This window comes from Pseudomonas silesiensis (assembly GCF_001661075.1).
Lineage (GTDB): Bacteria > Pseudomonadota > Gammaproteobacteria > Pseudomonadales > Pseudomonadaceae > Aquipseudomonas > Aquipseudomonas silesiensis.
This window is the reverse complement of sequence record NZ_CP014870.1, coordinates 3587043-3605451: the sequence shown is the minus strand read 5'-3', so window position 1 is coordinate 3605451 and position 18409 is coordinate 3587043. Positions and strand designations below refer to the sequence as shown.

Sequence of the window (18409 nt, the reverse complement as noted above, 5' to 3'; positions counted from 1 at the left end):
CCCGTATGTTGGACGCCAATCTTAAAACCCAGTTGAAGTCATACCTGGAACGGGTCACCCAACCGATCGAGATCGTTGCCTCCCTCGACGACGGTGCGAAATCCAGGGAAATGCTCGAACTGCTGAAGGACGTTGCCAGTCTTTCCAGCCAGATTACCTTGCTCGACAACGGTGATGATGCACGCAAACCATCGTTCTCGATCAACCGCCCAGGTGCCGATATCAGCCTGCGTTTCGCCGGCATCCCCATGGGCCACGAATTCACCTCCCTGGTGCTGGCCTTGCTGCAAGTCGGCGGCCACCCATCGAAGGCCAGTGTCGAGGTGATCGAACAGATCCGTTCGCTCAAGGGCGAATTCAACTTCGAGACCTACTTCTCGCTGTCCTGCCAGAACTGCCCGGACGTGGTCCAGGCGCTGAACCTGATGGCGGTATTGAACCCGAACATCCGCCACGTCGCCATCGACGGCGCGCTGTTCCAGGCCGAAGTCGACGAGCGCCAGATCATGGCCGTGCCCAGTGTCTACCTCAACGGCGTGAACTTCGGCCAGGGTCGCATGGGCCTGGAAGAAATCCTCGCCAGGATCGACACCAGCGGCATCGAGCGCCAGGCCGAGAAAATCAGTGCCAAAGAAGCCTTTGACGTACTGGTTGTCGGCGGTGGCCCGGCCGGTGCTGCGGCAGCGATCTACGCGGCCCGTAAAGGCATTCGCACTGGTGTCGCAGCCGAGCGTTTTGGTGGGCAGGTGCTGGACACCATGGCCATCGAAAACTTCATCTCGGTGCAGGAAACCGAAGGGCCGAAACTGGCCGTGGCCCTGGAAGAACACGTCAAGCAGTACGACGTCGACATCATGAACCTGCAACGCGCCGACAAGCTGGTGCCGGGCAAGAACGGCGAACTGAACGAAGTCCGCTTCGCCAGCGGCGCGACATTGAAAGCCAGGACCGTGATCCTCGCGACCGGTGCGCGCTGGCGTGAAATGAACGTCCCCGGTGAGCTGCAATACCGCAACAAGGGCGTGGCGTACTGCCCGCACTGTGACGGTCCGCTGTTCAAAGGCAAGCGGGTGGCGGTGATCGGCGGCGGTAACTCCGGCGTCGAAGCGGCCATCGACCTGGCCGGCATCGTGTCCCACGTGACATTGCTCGAATTCGACGTGCAACTGCGCGCGGATGCGGTCTTGCAGCGCAAGTTGCACAGCCTGCCGAACGTGACCGTGATCACCCATGCGCAAACCACCGAAGTGACCGGCGACGGCCAGAAGGTCAATGGCCTGCGCTACAAGGATCGTCAGTCGGACGAGCTGCGGACGGTGGAACTGGAGGGGATCTTCGTGCAGATCGGTCTGTTGCCCAATACCGATTGGCTTAAAGGCACCGTCGAGTTGTCGCCGCGCGGCGAGATCATCGTCGATGCCCGGGGTGAGACGTCGGTGCCGGGTGTGTTTGCGGCCGGTGACGTGACGACTGTGCCGTACAAGCAGATCGTGATTGCGGTGGGCGAGGGGGCGAAGGCTTCCCTGAGCGCGTTCGATCACTTGATCCGGACTTCGGCCCCGGCGTAACCGCCGACGCTGAAAACACAAAAAACCCATGAGCGATCATGGGTTTTTTTGTGCGCGCCGTTGCACGCTTTTGTACATTGATACGGGGCGAGCCGAAGACTTGTGATCGACGCAGCACACTGTGGGAGCGAGCTTGCTCCGGGCGGCGTTCCGACGATGGTCGTCAACGATAACGCTGGATGACAGGTGCCCCGCGGCGGCCTCAGGTTTTTCGCGAGCAATCGAGCGTCGACCGGCTGCTCCTACAGAGGGGATTTGTGGCGTGGCTTACAGCGGGGCGGGCTGGATGATTTCGACCCAATAGGCATCCGGATCCTTGATGAACGCCAGGCTCTTCATGCGCCCGTCGTTCAGGCGTTTCTGAAAATCGCAGCCCAGTGCCTCGAAGCGCTCGCAGGCGGCGACGATGTCCGGCACCGAGATGCAGATGTGGCCGAAACCGCGGGGGTCGGTGTTGCCGTTGTGGTAGGCGAAATCCGCGTCGTTTTCGGTGCCGTGGTTGTGGGTCAGTTCGAGAATGCCGGGGATCGACTTCATCCATTCGGTGCGCGCTGCGGCGTCGGCCGGGATCTGGTCCTTATCGACCAGCGCCAGGAAGTACAGGCTGAATTCGGCTTCCGGGAAGTCGCGTTTTTCCACCAGCGAGAAACCGAGGATCCGGGTGTAGAAGTCCAGGGACTTGGTAATGTCCTTGACCCGCAGCATGGTGTGGTTGAAAACGAACTTCCGGGTCGCGGTATCAGGCTGGGCGGTCACGCCGGGGAAGGTGTTCAATTCGTGCAGGCTCATGGGCCCTCCGGACAATAAGTGGGGCTAGCGAATGGTGCCCATGATACGCAAGGGCGCGGGCATCACCAAACCCGGCTATTGCCTGACCGACGGGCGAGGCTCAGACTTTACGGATCAACCCCTGAGTATTCATTGCAATGATTCGATTCTGTCCATCGATCTTCCTTCTGCTGGGGGCGCTGTCAGCGGTGACCAGTGCTCACGCCGATGCGCCAGTCGTGACCTGGCCTCACGGCTGGCAAGTCGAAGCCGTCCCGCAAGATCCCGCCAATGCCCAGGTATCGCGCCAACGCGCGGTGAAAATCGATCAAGGCGGCACGCCGGTGATGGTGATGGAGTTGACCATGACCCAGGTACAAAGTGGCCATCAGGTGAACCTGGAGGGCGTGTTGCTGGAGATGCGCAAGTCGGTGCAGAAAGACTTCTTCCAAGGCGGCTATCAAAGTGTCTGCAACAAGATTCACCCCACTCGCTTGAGTCGCCTGGAAGCGCTGGAAACTACCTGCACCATCACCCAGAACGGTCGTCATGTGCTGTCTCAAACATTGGTGGCGGCCGTGGATGCCGATAAGGCCTATGTTTTTTCTTGCGCGGGGCAGGCGGAAGCTTATAAGGCAAGTCAGACCGAAATAGACGCTGCCCGTAACAGCTTGAAACTTTAGTTGAAGATTTCAATGTACTGCAGGGTGTTAGTACTTACCGACATTTGTAGATAGCCGATGGGACTAAGCACGCAGTAGCCGGCAAGTAGCGGATGATCGGTACCCCTGGTCGCAGTTAGACGTTGCCCAAGAAAAAAGCCCTGCATTGACAGGGCTTTTTATTACCGTGAGTGCTTAACCACGCAGCCAGGAATCCACGGTGTCAACGCCGTATTGTTCCTTCCAGGCTTTCAGGCCGCGGTGGTTGCCGCCTTTGGTTTCAATCAGTTCACCGGTGTGCGGATTCTGGTAAACCTTGACCACGCGAGCGCGGCGGGTTTTAGGCGCTGCGGCCTGTTGCAGACCGGATTTGCCCGGGTTCGGATCAAGAATGGCGATGACGTCGCGCAGGCTTTTGCCATAGTTTTTCATCAGCCCCTGGAGCTTTTCTTCGAATTCGATTTCTTTCTTGAGCCCGGCATCGTTCTTCAGGGCTTCCAGCTGCTTGAGCTGTTCCTGAAGGGCCTTTTCAGCTGCACGAAATTCAGCGAGTCTGGACAATATCTTTACTCCAATAGTGTATTTGGCTGATACCAACCGCAAACAAGGCTATAAGCCAGGCGCCTTGTAGCGACTCGGTGATAATGGCTCGCCTGCCAATCTTTGCGCAGGCATGAAAAATTGTAGTAGTTAATGAGCCAAGAGTAAATCCTGTCTTTTTCTTTATGTAACTACACTAGTATTTTGATACAAACGGGTGCGCGCCGCTCTGTCTTGTCACTTTTAGCGATTAGTTAATGGTGACTTAATGCATTAATGAACTCTTCGGCGGGCATTGGCCGGCCAAACAGATAACCCTGCAGGAAGTTAACGCCGTGGGCGGTCAGGTAATCACTTTGCTCCGGGGTTTCCACGCCTTCGGCGACGATGGCCAGATCAAGCTTGGCCGAAAGCTCGATGATGGTGTCGAGAATGTGCCGGGAAAGGGCGTCGCCCCCGATCATGGCGACGAAGCTCTGGTCGATCTTCAGGAAGTCCACATTGAATTCACGCAGATAACCCAGGCTCGAGTGGCCGGTGCCAAAGTCGTCGATCGCGATCATTACGCCGAGCCCGTGCAGCTGTTCGAACAATTGATGGGTCATGGCCGTGGGCTCGATGAGTTCGCGCTCGGTCAACTCCAGCACCAGGCTGATCGAGCCCGGTGCGAAAGCCTGGATGAACTCGCGACAATCCTCCACCAGATCCAGGTCCTTGCAATGGCTGGCGGTGATGTTGATGCCAATGTGAAACGGCTCTTTGAACGACGCAGACAGGGGCGCCAGCAACGTGGCGGTCTGTTGCATCAATGAGCGGGTCATCGGCACGATCAGCCCGGAATATTCGGCAAACGGGATGAACAGATCCGGGCGCACCAAACCTTCCTTCGGATGATTCCAGCGCATCAGCACCTCGCAACCGGACCACTGCTTGCTGTCGCCATGGACCACCGGCTGGAAGTAGGGAATGAACTCAGCGGCTTCCATCGCGCGCTGCATTTCATGCCTGGGTGACATGGCGCGCTTTTGCAGGACATGCCCGATCGAGCCGGATACCACGCCGAAAAACATCAGCAAGCTGAACAGTGGCGGGTATTCGCTTTTCATATAACGCCAGGTTTCGCCCTCCGGGAAACCGGCTGCCACGGTAAAAGCGTAGCGCGAGGAGGCCAGTTCGTTTTGCGCTACCGCAAAGAGGGGCAGGGCACCGTCATGGAACCTGCCATCGGCGGACAGCCAATTCGGGCCCACTTGCAATACCAGCAAGGTCTTTCGGTCGATCAGACGCAATACATTGCTCAGGTGATAACCGTCCAGAGCGCTCAAGGCGCCTCGTAGCCCATCACTGAGTCGATACACCAGCAGCGCGCTATCGGGCGTGACCGGATTGCCCTTCATCAACAACAACTGGCCTTGGTTGTAGTCGCCGGCATTGATCTTTTCCTGATAGTCACCGAACAGGGAACTGCAGTAAATGCTGTCATCCCACACCAGATTGGTCGAGCGCACGAAGGGACGGCGGGTGACCTGTTCGCGCAAGGCCAGCTTGACATCGTTGCAGCGTTGGCCCGCCAGCGGCAGCAACTCGCGCGCGGCCTCGGCGGTGTTGTCGAACATCAATTCGAACTGGTGCACGGCTTCCTCCGCCGTCAGCCGGGTACTTTGTTGCAGCGTGCGTTCTGCCTGCATACAGAGAATGGCGAACCCCAGCAGTACCGGGAGTAAACCGCTCAAGACGGTCACGGCAATCCTGATCCCGCGTTTGCGGCGGTTTTTGACGTTCAATGGCATTCGTGGAACCTGTTACGGGGAAAGAGGGCTCTCAAATGCAGGCAGGACGACAACAGGCCTCCCAAAAAGAGTTCGAGTAACGGGCATGATAGATCGACTTGGGGGCTTTTGCCGATCAACGGTACTACAGGCTCGTGGCTGATTGGAAACAAGCCAATGCCCCTGGCGGGGATTTTCCTGTGTAACAAACCCCTTGCGCGCGCAGGGAAAAAGGGGATTTGATACAGAAGGCGGACAAATTGATTTACGCTGTGTAGAATCGGGTTACGCATATAAGAATAATCGTCTTCTGGCAGCAGAAGCCTCGCCCGTCATAGCCTTGGGTCGACAATGAAGATATTTGGGTTTCAATTGATCTACGGTGACTTCCTCGCCCGCAGCGTTCGGGGCATCTCCTGCGCGCCACCCGCCAGTCTCAGCATTGCCAGCAACTAACGAATCCGTTACTTGATAAAATGATGAGGCGCCAAAATGGCAGATTTATACGAAAACCCAATGGGCCTGATGGGCTTTGAATTCATCGAATTCGCATCGCCAACCCCCAACACCCTGGAGCCGATCTTCCAGATCATGGGCTTCACCAAGGTCGCGACCCATCGTTCCAAAGACGTGCACCTGTATCGCCAGGGCGCGATCAACCTGATCCTCAACAACGAACCCAACAGTGTCGCGTCCTACTTCGCAGCCGAACACGGCCCGTCGGTGTGCGGCATGGCCTTTCGGGTCAAGGATTCGCAAAAGGCCTACAAGCGTGCCCTGGAACTCGGCGCCCAGCCGATCCACATCGAGACCGGTCCGATGGAGCTGCACCTGCCGGCGATCAAAGGCATCGGCGGTGCGCCGCTGTACCTGATCGACCGTTTCGGCGAAGGCAGCTCGATCTACGACATCGACTTCGTGTTCATCGAAGGCGTTGACCGCAACCCGGTCGGGGCTGGCCTGAAGATCATCGATCACCTGACCCACAACGTTTATCGCGGACGCATGGCCTATTGGGCCAACTTCTACGAGAAACTGTTCAACTTCCGCGAGATCCGCTACTTCGACATCAAGGGCGAGTACACCGGCCTGACGTCCAAGGCGATGACCGCACCGGACGGCATGATCCGTATCCCGTTGAACGAGGAGTCGTCCAAGGGCGCCGGGCAGATCGAAGAGTTCCTGATGCAGTTCAACGGCGAGGGCATCCAGCACGTGGCCTTCCTCAGCGATGACCTGATCAAGACCTGGGATCACCTGAAAAGCATTGGCATGCGCTTCATGACTGCGCCGCCGGAAACCTACTACGAGATGCTCGAAGGCCGTTTGCCGAACCACGGCGAACCGGTCGACGAACTGCAGGCGCGGGGCATTTTGCTGGACGGTTCGTCCGAGTCGGGCGACAAGCGTTTGCTGCTGCAGATCTTCTCGGAAACCCTTATGGGGCCGGTGTTCTTCGAGTTCATCCAGCGCAAAGGCGACGATGGCTTTGGTGAAGGCAACTTCAAGGCGCTGTTCGAATCGATCGAGCGTGATCAGGTTCGTCGTGGTGTGCTTTCTACCGACTAAACTGCTACTGCGGTAAAACTGTGGGAGCGAGCTTGCTCGCGATAGCGGTCTGTCAGCCAACATCAATGTTGAAACTGAAGACGCCATCGCGAGCAAGCTCGCTCCCACATTTGTTTTGTGTGTGGTTAAGGTCTGCGGTTACGGACCATGTGCTTGAACCCTTCAAACACCAGCACCACCACCGCCATCCAGATCGGAATGTAGGTCAGCCATTCCCCAGGCTTGATGCTTTCCCCCAGCAACAACGCCACCCCGAGCAACAGCACCGGTTCGACGTAGCTCAACAAGCCGAACAGGCTGAACGGCAACAACCGGCTGGCGATGATGTAGACCACCAGCGCCGAAGCACTGATCACCCCGAGCAGCGGGATCAGCAGCGACAGCCATGGATGCTGGTTGAATACGCCGAAGCCTTGTTCGCCCCCTTGAACGAACCACAGCGCCACCGGCACCATCATGGCCATGTCCATCCACAGACCGCCGAGGTTGTCGGTCGCCAGGCGCTTGCGCAGGATGAAGTACAGTGGATAACCGATGACGACCAACAAGGTCGCCCAGGAAAAACCACCCACCTGATACAGCTCGTTGAGCACGCCGAGGGAAGCAAAGAACACCGCCACCTTTTGCAGGTAGGACAGACGCTCGCCATAGGCGACCCGCCCGGTCAGGACCATGGACAGCGGTAACAGGAAATAGCCCAGGGACACATCGAGGCTATAGCCGTTGAGCGGAGCCCACATGAACAGCCAGAGTTGCAGGCCGAGCAGCGTTGCGGAAAGGGCAATGCCGGCGAGCAGTTTGGGTTGGCTGGCCAGCCGCCGAAACAGGGCGATCACCCGCTTCCATTCGCCGGAGACCACCATGAACACGGTCATGCAGGGCAGTGTCAGCAGCATGCGCCAGCCGAAGATTTCCACGCCGCTCAGGGGGGAGAGCAGCGAGGTGAAGTAATACATGACGGCAAACAGCACCGAGGCCGAGACCGATAAAGCGATACCTTTAGACAAACTGCCCTCGCGAGGTTGAACGTGAAACGGGGCGCAGAGGATACGTGGTTTTCGAGCCGAATATTGACCGATCAATCAACACCGGCCCGATCAGTGTAGGAGCGAGGCTTGCCCGCGAAGAACGATGATGCGGTGTGCCTGCAAAACCGTGCCGCATGCTTCGCGGGCAAGCCTCGCTCCTACAAGGGCAGGGGCTTACGCCCGGACACGAAATGGCTCACATCATTGAACCCCGGCGTCGACGCATGCCCCGGTGTCACCAGCGAATCGATGAACGCTTCATCCTCAGCCGTGATTTTCACCGCCTGGGCCTTGGTGTAGGCATCCCATTGTTCCTCGGTCCGCGGGCCGACAATCGCCGAGGTCACCGCGCTGTTGTTCAATACCCAGGCAATCGCGAACTCGACAATACCCACCCCGCGGCCCTGGGTGTACGCCTGGATCTGCTGCGCAATGCGCAGGGATTCAACCCGCCACTCGGTTTCCAGAATGCGTTTATCTGCGCGTCCGGCACGGCTGTTGGCGTCAGGTTGCACATCCGGCGCGTACTTGCCGCTGAGCACCCCGCGCGCCAACGGGCTGTAAGGCACCACGCCCAGGCCATAGGCCTGTGCAGCAGTGATCTGCTCGGTTTCGGCCTGGCGGTTGACGATGTTATACAGCGGCTGACTGATCACCGGCCGGTCGACGCCCAGTGTGTCCGCCACGCGAATCACTTCGGCAATGCGCCAGCCGCGGTAGTTCGACAAACCCCAGTAGCGGATCTTGCCCTGGCGAATCAGGTCGCCGATGGCCGACACCGTGACCTCCAGCGGTGTGTTGTGGTCCTCGCGGTGCAGGTAATAAATGTCCAGATAGTCGGTGCCCAGGCGCGTCAGGCTGGCGTCGATGCCATTGAACAGGTGCTTGCGGCTCAGGCCGCTGCGGTTGGGCACGCCGTCCACCGGACCGAAACCGACCTTGGTCGCCAGCACCCATTCGTGGCGATTGCCGGCAATCGCTTCGCCGACGATTTCCTCGGAGCGGCCGTTGGTGTAGACGTCGGCAGTGTCGATGAAATTGATGCCCTGGTCCCAGGCCTTGTCGATGATCCGCAGGGAATCTTCGGGGCTGGTCTGTTCGCCGAACATCATGGTGCCCAGGGTCAGGGTCGACACCTGCAGACCCGAATGACCCAGCGTGCGGTAGCTCATGACGAAATCCTTTTACCAGTGGGAAAGGCACAATCAAATACCAGAACAACGGCCGGGATCAAACACAATAATCAAACAACGCAGATCAAAACTGTAGGAGCTGGCTTGCCAGCGAAGACGGCGTATCTGGCGACAACTTTATCGACTGTGAAGACGCCTTCGCCGGCAAGCCGGCTCCTACAGGGGGGGGCGCAGATACAACATCGTAGGCAGGTGCGCTTTATTATGATTTTTCGCCAAGCGAGGGTAACGTTGATCGCCAAGTGAATCCCGGCCAGCCTTCCCCCGCATTCAAGGACCCCCCTATGTTCGAACTCGATCACGACCTGGCGCAGGACATCGTCGACCGGGCGATGGCCATCCTGCCGTACAACGTCAACGTCATGGACAGCCAGGGGCTGATCCTCGGCAGCGGCGAACCGGAGCGGGTCAACACCCGGCATGAAGGCGCGCAACTGGTGCTGGCCAATGCCCGGGTGGTGGAGATCGACGCCCAGACCGCGATCCATCTCAAAGGCGTGCAGCCGGGCATCAACCTGCCGCTGCTGCTCGACCAGCGCCTGATCGGCGTGCTCGGCATCACCGGCGAACCGGAGCAATTGCGCACCTACGCCGAACTGGTGCGCATGACCGCCGAAATGCTGGTGGCCCAGCGTAATCAACAGGCCGAGCAACAATGGCGACGCCAGCGGTGTGATGACCTGCTGGCGTTGCTGCTCAGCGACGCCGGTGATTCACCGCGGCTGATCGACGAAGCACAACAACTGGGGCTCAAGCCACGGATGAACCGGGTGCCGTATCTGTTCGAGCTGGGTATGGAGCAGGGGCCGGGGCAAACCGTCGAAGCGCTCGGCGCCTGGCTGACCTCGCGCCATCCGGACAGTTGGTGCATCAGCTCGGCCAAGTCCTCGTTGCTGTGGTGCCGACCGGCCAGCCAGGCGGTCGAGCACGAACGCCTGCTGGAAAAGCTCGACGGCCTGGGCTGGAACATCCTGCGCATTGCGGTGGGCGAGCAGGCCGACGGGCTGTCGGGGCTGCGTCGTTGCAATCGGCAGGTCGGGGACTTGCTGGCCTATGGACGCGACGTCGTGCCGCGAACCCGTTTGCTGACGTTGAGCCGCTATCGACTGCCGGTGATGCTCTGGCGTCATCGCAACGACGACGCCCTGGATGAGTTGCTCAAACCGTTACGTAAAGTCATCGCCAAGGACGGCAACGGCCAATTGCTGGCGACCTTGCGCAGCTGGTGCGATCACGACGGCCAGAGCCAGGCTTGCGCCGATGCACTGGGCATCCATCGCAATAGTTTGCGCTATAGGATGGAACGCATCGCCGAACTCAGTGGCGTCGATCCATTGCGCCTGGAGGGCATGCTCGCGCTGTATCTGGGTGTTCAGCTATTGCCTGACACCGACGCAAAGCCGTAAACGACACATCCCCTGTAGGAGCGAGCTTGCTCCTACAGGGGGGGCACGGGTTTTGTGACAATGAACAACAAACCTGATCGTAATTTGTGCCGTGGACTGGCGTCATTGTTGATGCCAACTGGCAGCATAAGGGCATTGGACCAGGAGAATTCCCATGAAAATCGTCATCGCCCCCGATTCGTTCAAGGACAGCCTCAGCGCCCAGGGCGTGGCCGACGCCATTGCCATCGGCCTGGCTGAGGTCTGGCCTGATGCCCAGTTGATCAAATGCCCGATGGCCGATGGCGGGGAGGGCACGGTTGAGTCCGTCCTGGCAGCCTGCAATGGCCAACTGCGCCACGCTGACGTTCGCGGCCCACTGGGCGCAACGGTCAACGCCGCCTGGGGCTGGTTGCCCCACAGCCACACCGCGATCATCGAAATGGCCGAAGCCAGCGGTCTGCAGTTGGTACCGCTCAATCAGCGCGACGCCTGCATCAGCAGCACCTTCGGCACCGGCCAATTAATCCGCGCCGCACTGGATGCCGGCGCGCAACGGGTGATCCTGGCCATTGGCGGCAGCGCCACCAATGACGGCGGTGCCGGAGCAATGCAAGCCTTGGGAGTGAAGCTGCTCGACGCACAGGGCAAGGCACTTGAGCCCGGTGGTTTGGCGCTCCAACAACTGGCCTGCATCGAACTGGGCGACATCGACCCCCGTCTGGCAACAGTGCGCTTCGACATTGCCGCCGACGTCGACAATCCACTGTGCGGGCCCCACGGCGCCTCAGCCATTTTCGGCCCGCAAAAAGGCGCTTCGCCCGAGCAGGTCCAGCAACTGGATCAGGCCCTCGACCACTTCGCCGAACTCTGCGCCCAAGCCCTGCACAAAGACGTACGCGACGAACCGGGCAGTGGCGCGGCAGGCGGCCTGGGGTTTGCCGCCAAGGCCTTTCTCGACGCGCAATTCCAAGCCGGCGTTGAAGTGGTGGCCGAACTGGTCGGCCTGGCCGAAGCGGTAAAAAATGCCGACCTGGTGATCACCGGCGAGGGTCGTTTCGATGCCCAGACCTTGCGCGGCAAAACGCCGTTCGGTGTCGCGCGCATTGCTCGCGAGCACGGCGTGCCAGTCATCGTCATCGCCGGTACCTTGGGTGAAGGCTATCAAGCGCTGTATGCCCACGGCATCGATGCCGCGTTTGCCCTGGCGAGCGGCCCGATGACACTGGCGCAAGCCTGCAGCGAAGCGCCGCGCCTGTTGCGTGAACGGGCGAGCGATATAGCGCGGGTCTGGCGGATGGCTGCGCGCAAGGTCTGACCCCTCCTTGGCAAGGCCACTACTGCGGCGGGCCTGCGGGGCGTAGCGCGCCACCCCTCTTGAGGCGCCTTGGGTCATCGTGCCTTGAAAAAAGCCGAAACTATGCAGGTACCTGTCAACTTTGACAGTTACGCAGTTCCATAAAAAACGCTTTACTGCTCCCACGCGCAGAACGACGGGAAGCGTTTGGGTAGTGCCCGCAATATTCGGTCTGCTTTTCTCGCAGAAGCGCCATGGAACGTCCAGGGCGCCTGATGGTGAATATGGAGAGCGACAACATGGCAGGTTCAGATAAAAAAGAGCAGAAACTTGCGTCAGACGAATTCGCATCAGGCGGGGCGGCGCCACTGGTGGTCCAGGACCCGGACGTTTCTGCTTTTGTAATAAAGGATGATCCCCTGGGATTGATCCTTCGGGCAACGCTCAATACAGATCAAAAAACAACGATAGCAACATGGGGCGGAAGTCTTCCCACCAACCCTGCAAGAACTGAATATTTCAGGTTGCAGGTAGCCCGTGCGGGCAGTAATGAATGGACCCTGCTTCAAGAACATCCCTATGCAGGTCGCGCTAACCCTGTCTGGGTACCGCTGAATTTCATCATCCCGAAAGAATTCTTGCTGGACGCTGAAAACGAAGGCGCTTTCGAGCTCAGATACGAGCATGAAAATCAGCTTACTGCAAAAGATTGGTCCAATAGAGTCCCCATCTATATCGACAAAATTCCTCCCAACCTGGGAATAAATCCAAAACCTATGGTGTTTACGGTCAAGCCTCCTATCGTCGATACATCCTTCGGCGTAAACGATTATCTTGAAGCCACAATTCCTACGTGGGACGGAGATAAACCCGACGTTCAAATGTACTACGGCTGGATGAAGGACAAGTTGCCGGAAAAGCCGGAAGACATGGATGTGATAGAGGGGCCAATCCCTGTGTCACCCGGTCAAACGGTAAGGATCCCGAAAGCGAAAATAATAGAAACGGGCGATGGTCTGCGTTGCGGTGGTTACATCCTGGTTGACAAGGCCGGTAATGCAATTCTCTCCAGATACGAGCTCATGTCAGTGGCGCTCGGCCCATGGCCCGTCCCATTACTGGATACACCCAAGGTGACGGACGGCACCGGCGGTGAGCTGCTTCGCTCGGATATCGTCGATGGCGGCGTGATGGTTAATATTCCCCACATTACCAACGGCAAATCTACCGACCAAATCGTGGTGCGCTGGGGCGTAGAACAGCTAGAGTCTCCAACACCTGTTGGCGCTAATCCATCCGGCGGCATCAACATCCCCGTACCCTGGGCCACCATCTGGAAAGAGTATGGGAGTGACACGGTAGGGGTGGTGGAGACGGAAGTGGCTTACAAGGTATTTCGCGGCGTGGAACCGTTTCCATCGGATATCGAAACCGTCAAATGCAACCTGTCCGCCCCGGGGCCGGTCAATCCGCTGCCAGACCCCGAGCCTGGCAACCCGGGCCTGAAGAAAGTGACGATCACGGGCGAATCAGCCAAGCCTGATGAGTTGATCGATTCGGATGAAGACCAGGAAGTTGTAGCCAGAATAGAATTGGTTGACCCGCTGGTAGACCGCGACACCTATCAGGTCATGTGGAATGGAACACCTATCGGCGTTCCTTATGAGATTGATGTAGCGAAAGACACCGTGGGTAATTTTATTGAAATCAGTCTACTGGACGACTGGGACATCATCCGGGACGCCGGTCCCAGCTCAACAATGCCGGTATGGTATGAGCTGACAAACGCGGCCCACGAAAACCCGGAGGAGCCCAAGGACCGTACTCCCGTGAAGATCGAATTTTTGATTTTGAAATTGCCGGATGCCGAACCATTGTGGACCAATCCAGCAGGGATTTTGTGGTGCAACTCTTTGCGCTGGGATTCAACGGCTACAAAATTTGGAGTCGAATACAGAATTCCTCCGAGCAAGCACTTGAACGAAGGCGATGAAGTCACCGTGACGTGGAAAGCCTACACGGACTTTGACAATCCGGTGGAGGTACCCTCCGCGAGGAAATCAGCAACGTTCACCAATATATCCAAAGAACAGGCTGAAAACGGCATTGTCTGGCTCATTGAACCCTACGTTGATCACATCCTTCCCACCTATACGAAGTCAGCGCCGATAGGCAAAGGCGAAGTGACTTACGCAATTACGGGAAAACCCGCTTCATCAGTGCCTACCAATACTGAGGTGGGCATGTTTGTGGGCGAAGGCACCTGCAACGTTCCACCACCACCCAACCCTTGAACATGGGGTGACGCAGTAACGCCATAGGAAGCGCGGTCGCAACGGCGCACGTTTCCTATGGGCTGCACTGACGTGTAGGACGAGTACTTCGGATAAGTCCTACATCCGAGTGACACCTGGTCCTATAGCCTGCCCCGCTTTCTTCCTTCGCTCGTCAAAGGTGCCTTTATGCCCACTGTTCAATTGTTCAAGTTGCACCCGCTTTCGCGTGCTTTGAAGCTATTCACGGTAGCGCCGTTTTTGCTGTTTTGTGAAGTAAGCCATGCCCGGGTGCTTACAGGGTGCAAGCTTTTCTTTGATCGTTTTGGGGAGGGTCAGTTTCAATGAAAGGCTAGGCACCTAAAATTTCAACCCGCTTACCCTCGCAAACTCCACCAACCCACCGTCATGGCCAAGTCCCAACTTGTCCATGGCGGTGCGTTTTTGTCGGCTGATGGTTTTTTCGCTGCGGTTGAGCTGGGCGGCGATCTGCCGGCCGGACAGGCCCTGGACGAACAGCCGCACCACTTCCAGTTCCCTTTGGGAAAGGCTGGCCAATGGCGTGCACGTGCCGGAGGAGGGCAAGGCCCGGGCATCCAGAATCCCCGCAAACGTCGGGCACAGGTAGCGGCGTCCTTTAGTGACGCTGTGCACGGCCTGTCTCAATTCTCGCAAAGGGCTGCGTTTGTCAAACAGCGCGTTTACGCCATGGTTGAGCAATGCCTGCAGCAGTGAAGGATTGCGCAACATGGTCATCACGATCAGAGGCAGGTGGCTGAAGTGCCGCCTGAGGTAACCCATCAACGCCAGGCCATCGGGAAAATGCCCATAGGGCATCGAGTAATCACTGATCAACAGATCACAGGGGGTGCACTGCAAATGGTGGATCAACTCATCGGCGTCCTGCGCCTGGGCAACGATCGAGAACGAGTCGCCGAGGGCCATTTCGGCACCCAACAAAACCACGGGGTGATCGTCGGCAAGGATAATGCGCAGCACGTTGTTCGAAGGAGGCCTGTGCGATACCGGCGTATCGTCACAGGCATTGGCGCGGGAGGGGTCAAGCCGTTGGCTGTGTTGCAGATTCATGCAGTACCTCAACAGGGTCATTCTCAGGCTGACCGCCGCGGAGGAACCGGTTCAAGGCGTTTGAATCAAACCTTGTTCCAGCGCCATGACCATAGCGATCCAGCGCGATCTCACGCCGAATTTTCGGCGAATGTTACAAAAGTGGTAATTCACACCGGCCTCGGTGCACTCGACAATCTGGGCGATCTCCCAGGACGACTTGCCAATGGCGCTCCATTGCAAGACTTCCTTTTCCCTGGCAGTGAGCTTGATCGCGCGGGGTTGCTTGCACTCCTGTGGCTGGAAACTGACCTGGGCGGGCGATGCTTGGACTGAGGCGGTCGTGGAACGGTACATAACTGAATCTCCCATTCATCATCATTGACGGCGTGGGCGCGGCAGAATCTTCCTACTTCAAAAAGGGATGGTTCGCGCGGCCGTCCTTCAGCCACCTGAATAAGGCTGTAGGCACGTTCTCCTTATAGCGCGATTAATCCGCCTTGGAACCTGTCACAAATTACAGGTAGGCGACTTTAATCAGCTCACAGGGAAAACGCTGTCAGCTAATGCGACCTACATCTGTAGGAGTATTCGCTTCATTCTTCAGTCGTGTATTTTTATAAATAAGTCATTGATTTAATGTGTTTTTTGTAGGGAAGGCCAGCCGGCCGAACAATCGTCCCCGGAAAATTTCCACCGTGAATGACCCAGCATGGGCAACAGCCCGCCACCCGATAAACGGAGTGCCTGCAACCAGCGATTGAAATGCCAGGGTGGCGCGTTTGGTGAATTGAGATAGGGTTGACTCAGGAACCTGCGCGACTGGAGAACTACATGCGCTATTCAGGCTTGACCCAACGCATCGCCGGTGAAGGCGCCGCGGCCTGGCAGATACACAATCGCGCACTGCAATTGCGCGAACAGGGCGTCGATATACTGCTGCTGTCAGTCGGCGACCCGGATTTCGATACCCCGCAACCTATCGTTCTCGCCGCTATAGACAGCTTGTTGGCGGGTGACACCCATTACTCGGAAGTCCGCGGCAACCGCCGGTTACGCGACAGCATCGCCCGTCGGCATCAGCGACAGAGCGGGCAGGCGGTGGATGCCGACCATGTGATCGTCATGCCCGGTGCCCAGTGTGCGGTGTATTCGGTGGCGCAATGCCTGCTCGATCCGGGGGACGAGGTGATAGTGGCCGAACCGATGTACGTGACTTATGAGGGCGTGTTCGGCGCCATTGGCGCGAAAGTCGTGCCTGTTGCGGTGCGCCCGGAGAACGGCTTCCGGGTCGATCCCGGGGATGTCGCGGCGCTGATCACGCCACGAACCCGGGCCATGTTGCTCAACAGCCCAAACAACCCTTCAGGTGCGAGCCTGTCCCTGAAGATCTGGCAGGCATTGGCTGCGTTGTGCATTCGGCATGACGTGTGGCTGATCAGTGACGAGGTGTACAGCGATCTGCTGTACGAAGGCGATCACATCAGCCCGGCCAGCCTGCCGAGCATGGCCGAACGCACCGCGACCATCAACAGCCTGTCCAAGTCCCACGCCATGAGTGGCTGGCGGGTGGGCTGGGTGATTGGGCCCAAGCCCTTGGCCGATCATCTGGAGCATCTGTCGTTGTGCATGCTGTTCGGTATTCCGGAGTTCGTGCAGAGGGCAGCGCAACGGGCCCTGCAGGAGGAATTGCCCGAAGTGGCGTTGATGCGCGAGGAGTACCGCCAGCGCCGCGACCTGGTGTGCGCGAGCCTGCACGGCTGCGCGGGCCTGCGGCCGATACGGCCGGATGGCGGGATGTTCGTGATGGTCGATGTGCGCGAGACCGGCCTGTCGGCCCAGCGCTTTGCCGAGCGACTGCTGGACGGTTATGGCGTCTCGGTGCTGGCCGGCGAAGCGTTCGGGCCGAGTGCGGCAGGGCATATCCGGATCGGGCTGGTGGTGGACAGGCGCAAGCTGGCCGATGCATGTCAGCGGATTGCGTCGTGTGCGTCGGAGCTTTTGGAGGCGCGGCGGGCCTGAGGGTTTTGTGCAGGTTTTGCTGGCCCCTTCGCGGGCAAGCCCGCTCCCACAGGGCTTAGCGGTGTGCACACTGGCAGTGTTTCAACCAGTCTTCCAAAGGGCTTAGCGGTGTGCCCACTGCCATTTCATTCAACATTGATGGCGACTGATACGCCGCCTTCGCCGGCAAGCCGGTCTCGCTCCCACAGTCTCTGCGCCGTACACAGATATTGAGTGCGCTGAACATCCCTGTGGGAGCGGGCTTGCCCGCGAGGGCTATCTCATGAACGCCAGATCCATCAGGCCTTCCACGCTTGAACATTCACCAGATTCTTCGGCCGCTCACCCCCCAACGCCGCCAGTAGATTATCCACCGCGCACCGGGCCATGGCCTCGCGCGTCTCATGGGTCGCCGAGCCAATGTGCGGCGTCGCCACGACATTGTTCAACCGCAACAACGGCGAGTCCGGGTTCAACGGCTCACGCTCGAACACATCCAGCCCCGCCGCCCGAATCTGCCCGTCGCGCAATGCCTCGATCATGGCCGCTTCATCCACCACCTTGCCCCGGGAGATGTTGATGAAGATCGTTTCAGGCCCCATCAGGGCGAACTCCCGAGCGCCAATCAGCCCTTCGGTTGCAGCTGTCAGTGGCAGTGTGAGGCAGACGAAATCAGCCTCCTGCAACAAATGTGGCAGGCTCCTGTACTGCGCATCGAATCGCTGTTCCACTGCCGGCTTCGGCGTTTGGCTGTGGTAGATCACCGGCATGCCAAAGCCGAAATGCCCGCGCTGGGCCAGCGCTTCGCCGATCCGCCCCATGCCGATGATGCCCAGGGTCTTGCCATGCACGTCGGTGCCGAACTGTGCAGGGCCGACATTGCGCGTCCACTCGCCGGCGCGAACCACGTTGGCCAGTTCCACCACGCGCCGGGCAGTGGCCAGGATCAGCGCGAACCCGGTGTCGGCGGTGGTTTCGGTCAACACATCGGGGGTGTTGCTCAGCAGGATCCGTCGTTCGGTCAGGTAATCAATGTCGTAGTTGTCGACGCCCACGGAAACGCTGGCGATGGCTTGAAGATCCGGCGCCAGGTCGAGCAGTCCGGCATCCAGTTTCAGGCTGGCGCCGAGCAAGCCATGGGCGCGGGGCAGGGCGGCGCGCAGCCTGGCCAGGCCTTCGCTGTCGAGGGTGTCGATCAGCGTCACCTCGGCCTGCGCTTGCAGGCGAGCCATCAGCGTCGGCGAGAGTTTCTTGTACAGCACAACCTGCTTTTTCATTGTCGTCATCT

General features: G+C 58.7%; 15 protein-coding genes. 7 read left to right on the top strand and 8 right to left on the bottom strand.

Features of this window, described 5'->3' with window-relative positions; all coding sequences use genetic code 11:
• Positions 1-5 precede the first annotated feature (5 nt).
• On the top strand, positions 6-1568 hold the full coding sequence (ahpF, locus tag PMA3_RS15925; RefSeq protein ID WP_064678065.1) for an alkyl hydroperoxide reductase subunit F: 1563 nt from the start codon (positions 6-8) through the stop codon (positions 1566-1568).
• Between the two features lie 267 nt (positions 1569-1835).
• Here the strand turns inward: ahpF and gloA are convergent, their stop codons facing one another.
• Positions 1836-2357 carry a lactoylglutathione lyase gene (gene gloA / locus PMA3_RS15920; RefSeq protein ID WP_064678064.1) on the bottom strand — a complete coding sequence of 174 codons (522 nt, stop codon included), beginning with the start codon at positions 2355-2357 and terminating at the stop codon, positions 1836-1838.
• Positions 2358-2494: 137 nt separating this feature from the next.
• Here gloA and PMA3_RS15915 point away from each other — a divergent pair, with 137 nt between their 5' ends.
• The gene (locus PMA3_RS15915; RefSeq protein ID WP_064678063.1) at positions 2495-3019 is read left to right on the top strand and encodes a DUF4946 domain-containing protein; all 525 of its coding nucleotides are present in this window, start codon (positions 2495-2497) and stop codon (positions 3017-3019) included.
• A 174-nt stretch (positions 3020-3193) separates the two neighbouring features.
• Here PMA3_RS15915 and PMA3_RS15910 read toward each other — a convergent pair whose 3' ends face one another.
• Entirely contained in the window at positions 3194-3559 is a 366-nt protein-coding gene (locus PMA3_RS15910; RefSeq protein ID WP_064678062.1) for a histone-like nucleoid-structuring protein, MvaT/MvaU family, read from the bottom strand.
• Positions 3560-3792: 233 nt separating this feature from the next.
• Entirely contained in the window at positions 3793-5328 is a 1536-nt protein-coding gene (locus PMA3_RS15905) for an EAL domain-containing protein (protein WP_064678061.1), read from the bottom strand.
• 471 nt (positions 5329-5799) lie between these two features.
• Here PMA3_RS15905 and hppD point away from each other — a divergent pair, with 471 nt between their 5' ends.
• On the top strand, positions 5800-6876 hold the full coding sequence (gene hppD / locus PMA3_RS15900; RefSeq protein WP_064678060.1) for a 4-hydroxyphenylpyruvate dioxygenase: 1077 nt from the start codon (positions 5800-5802) through the stop codon (positions 6874-6876).
• A gap of 125 nt (positions 6877-7001) precedes the next feature.
• On the opposite strand, the gene rarD is transcribed toward hppD, so the two are convergent.
• Together rarD and PMA3_RS15890 are read right to left on the bottom strand one after the other, a co-directional pair.
• Positions 7002-7883: an EamA family transporter RarD gene (rarD, locus tag PMA3_RS15895; RefSeq protein ID WP_064678059.1), complete on the bottom strand. Its 882-nt coding sequence runs from the start codon at positions 7881-7883 to the stop codon at positions 7002-7004.
• 179 nt (positions 7884-8062) lie between these two features.
• Complete coding sequence (locus PMA3_RS15890) at positions 8063-9076, bottom strand: aldo/keto reductase (protein ID WP_064678058.1); 1014 nt, start codon at positions 9074-9076, stop codon at positions 8063-8065.
• Positions 9077-9381: 305 nt separating this feature from the next.
• Between PMA3_RS15890 and PMA3_RS15885 the strand changes: the two genes are divergently transcribed.
• From PMA3_RS15885 to PMA3_RS15875, 3 genes are all read left to right on the top strand, one after another.
• On the top strand, positions 9382-10503 hold the full coding sequence (locus PMA3_RS15885; RefSeq protein WP_064678057.1) for a sugar diacid recognition domain-containing protein: 1122 nt from the start codon (positions 9382-9384) through the stop codon (positions 10501-10503).
• Between the two features lie 154 nt (positions 10504-10657).
• Positions 10658-11800 (top strand): glycerate kinase, encoded by a 1143-nt coding sequence (locus PMA3_RS15880; RefSeq protein ID WP_064678056.1) that lies wholly within the window; start codon positions 10658-10660, stop codon positions 11798-11800.
• Positions 11801-12033: 233 nt separating this feature from the next.
• Positions 12034-14073: a hypothetical protein gene (locus PMA3_RS15875; RefSeq protein ID WP_237140641.1), complete on the top strand. Its 2040-nt coding sequence runs from the start codon at positions 12034-12036 to the stop codon at positions 14071-14073.
• A gap of 339 nt (positions 14074-14412) precedes the next feature.
• Here the strand turns inward: PMA3_RS15875 and PMA3_RS15870 are convergent, their stop codons facing one another.
• Together PMA3_RS15870 and PMA3_RS15865 are read right to left on the bottom strand one after the other, a co-directional pair.
• Entirely contained in the window at positions 14413-15141 is a 729-nt protein-coding gene (locus PMA3_RS15870) for a response regulator (protein WP_102136422.1), read from the bottom strand.
• Positions 15142-15192: 51 nt separating this feature from the next.
• Positions 15193-15477 (bottom strand): helix-turn-helix transcriptional regulator, encoded by a 285-nt coding sequence (locus PMA3_RS15865; RefSeq protein ID WP_064680718.1) that lies wholly within the window; start codon positions 15475-15477, stop codon positions 15193-15195.
• Positions 15478-15954: 477 nt separating this feature from the next.
• Here PMA3_RS15865 and PMA3_RS15860 point away from each other — a divergent pair, with 477 nt between their 5' ends.
• Positions 15955-17142, top strand: a complete 1188-nt coding sequence (locus PMA3_RS15860) for a pyridoxal phosphate-dependent aminotransferase (RefSeq protein ID WP_064678055.1) — start codon at positions 15955-15957, stop codon at positions 17140-17142.
• 278 nt (positions 17143-17420) lie between these two features.
• Here PMA3_RS15860 and PMA3_RS15855 read toward each other — a convergent pair whose 3' ends face one another.
• Positions 17421-18398: an NAD(P)-dependent oxidoreductase gene (locus PMA3_RS15855; RefSeq protein ID WP_064678054.1), complete on the bottom strand. Its 978-nt coding sequence runs from the start codon at positions 18396-18398 to the stop codon at positions 17421-17423.
• Positions 18399-18409 lie beyond the last annotated feature (11 nt).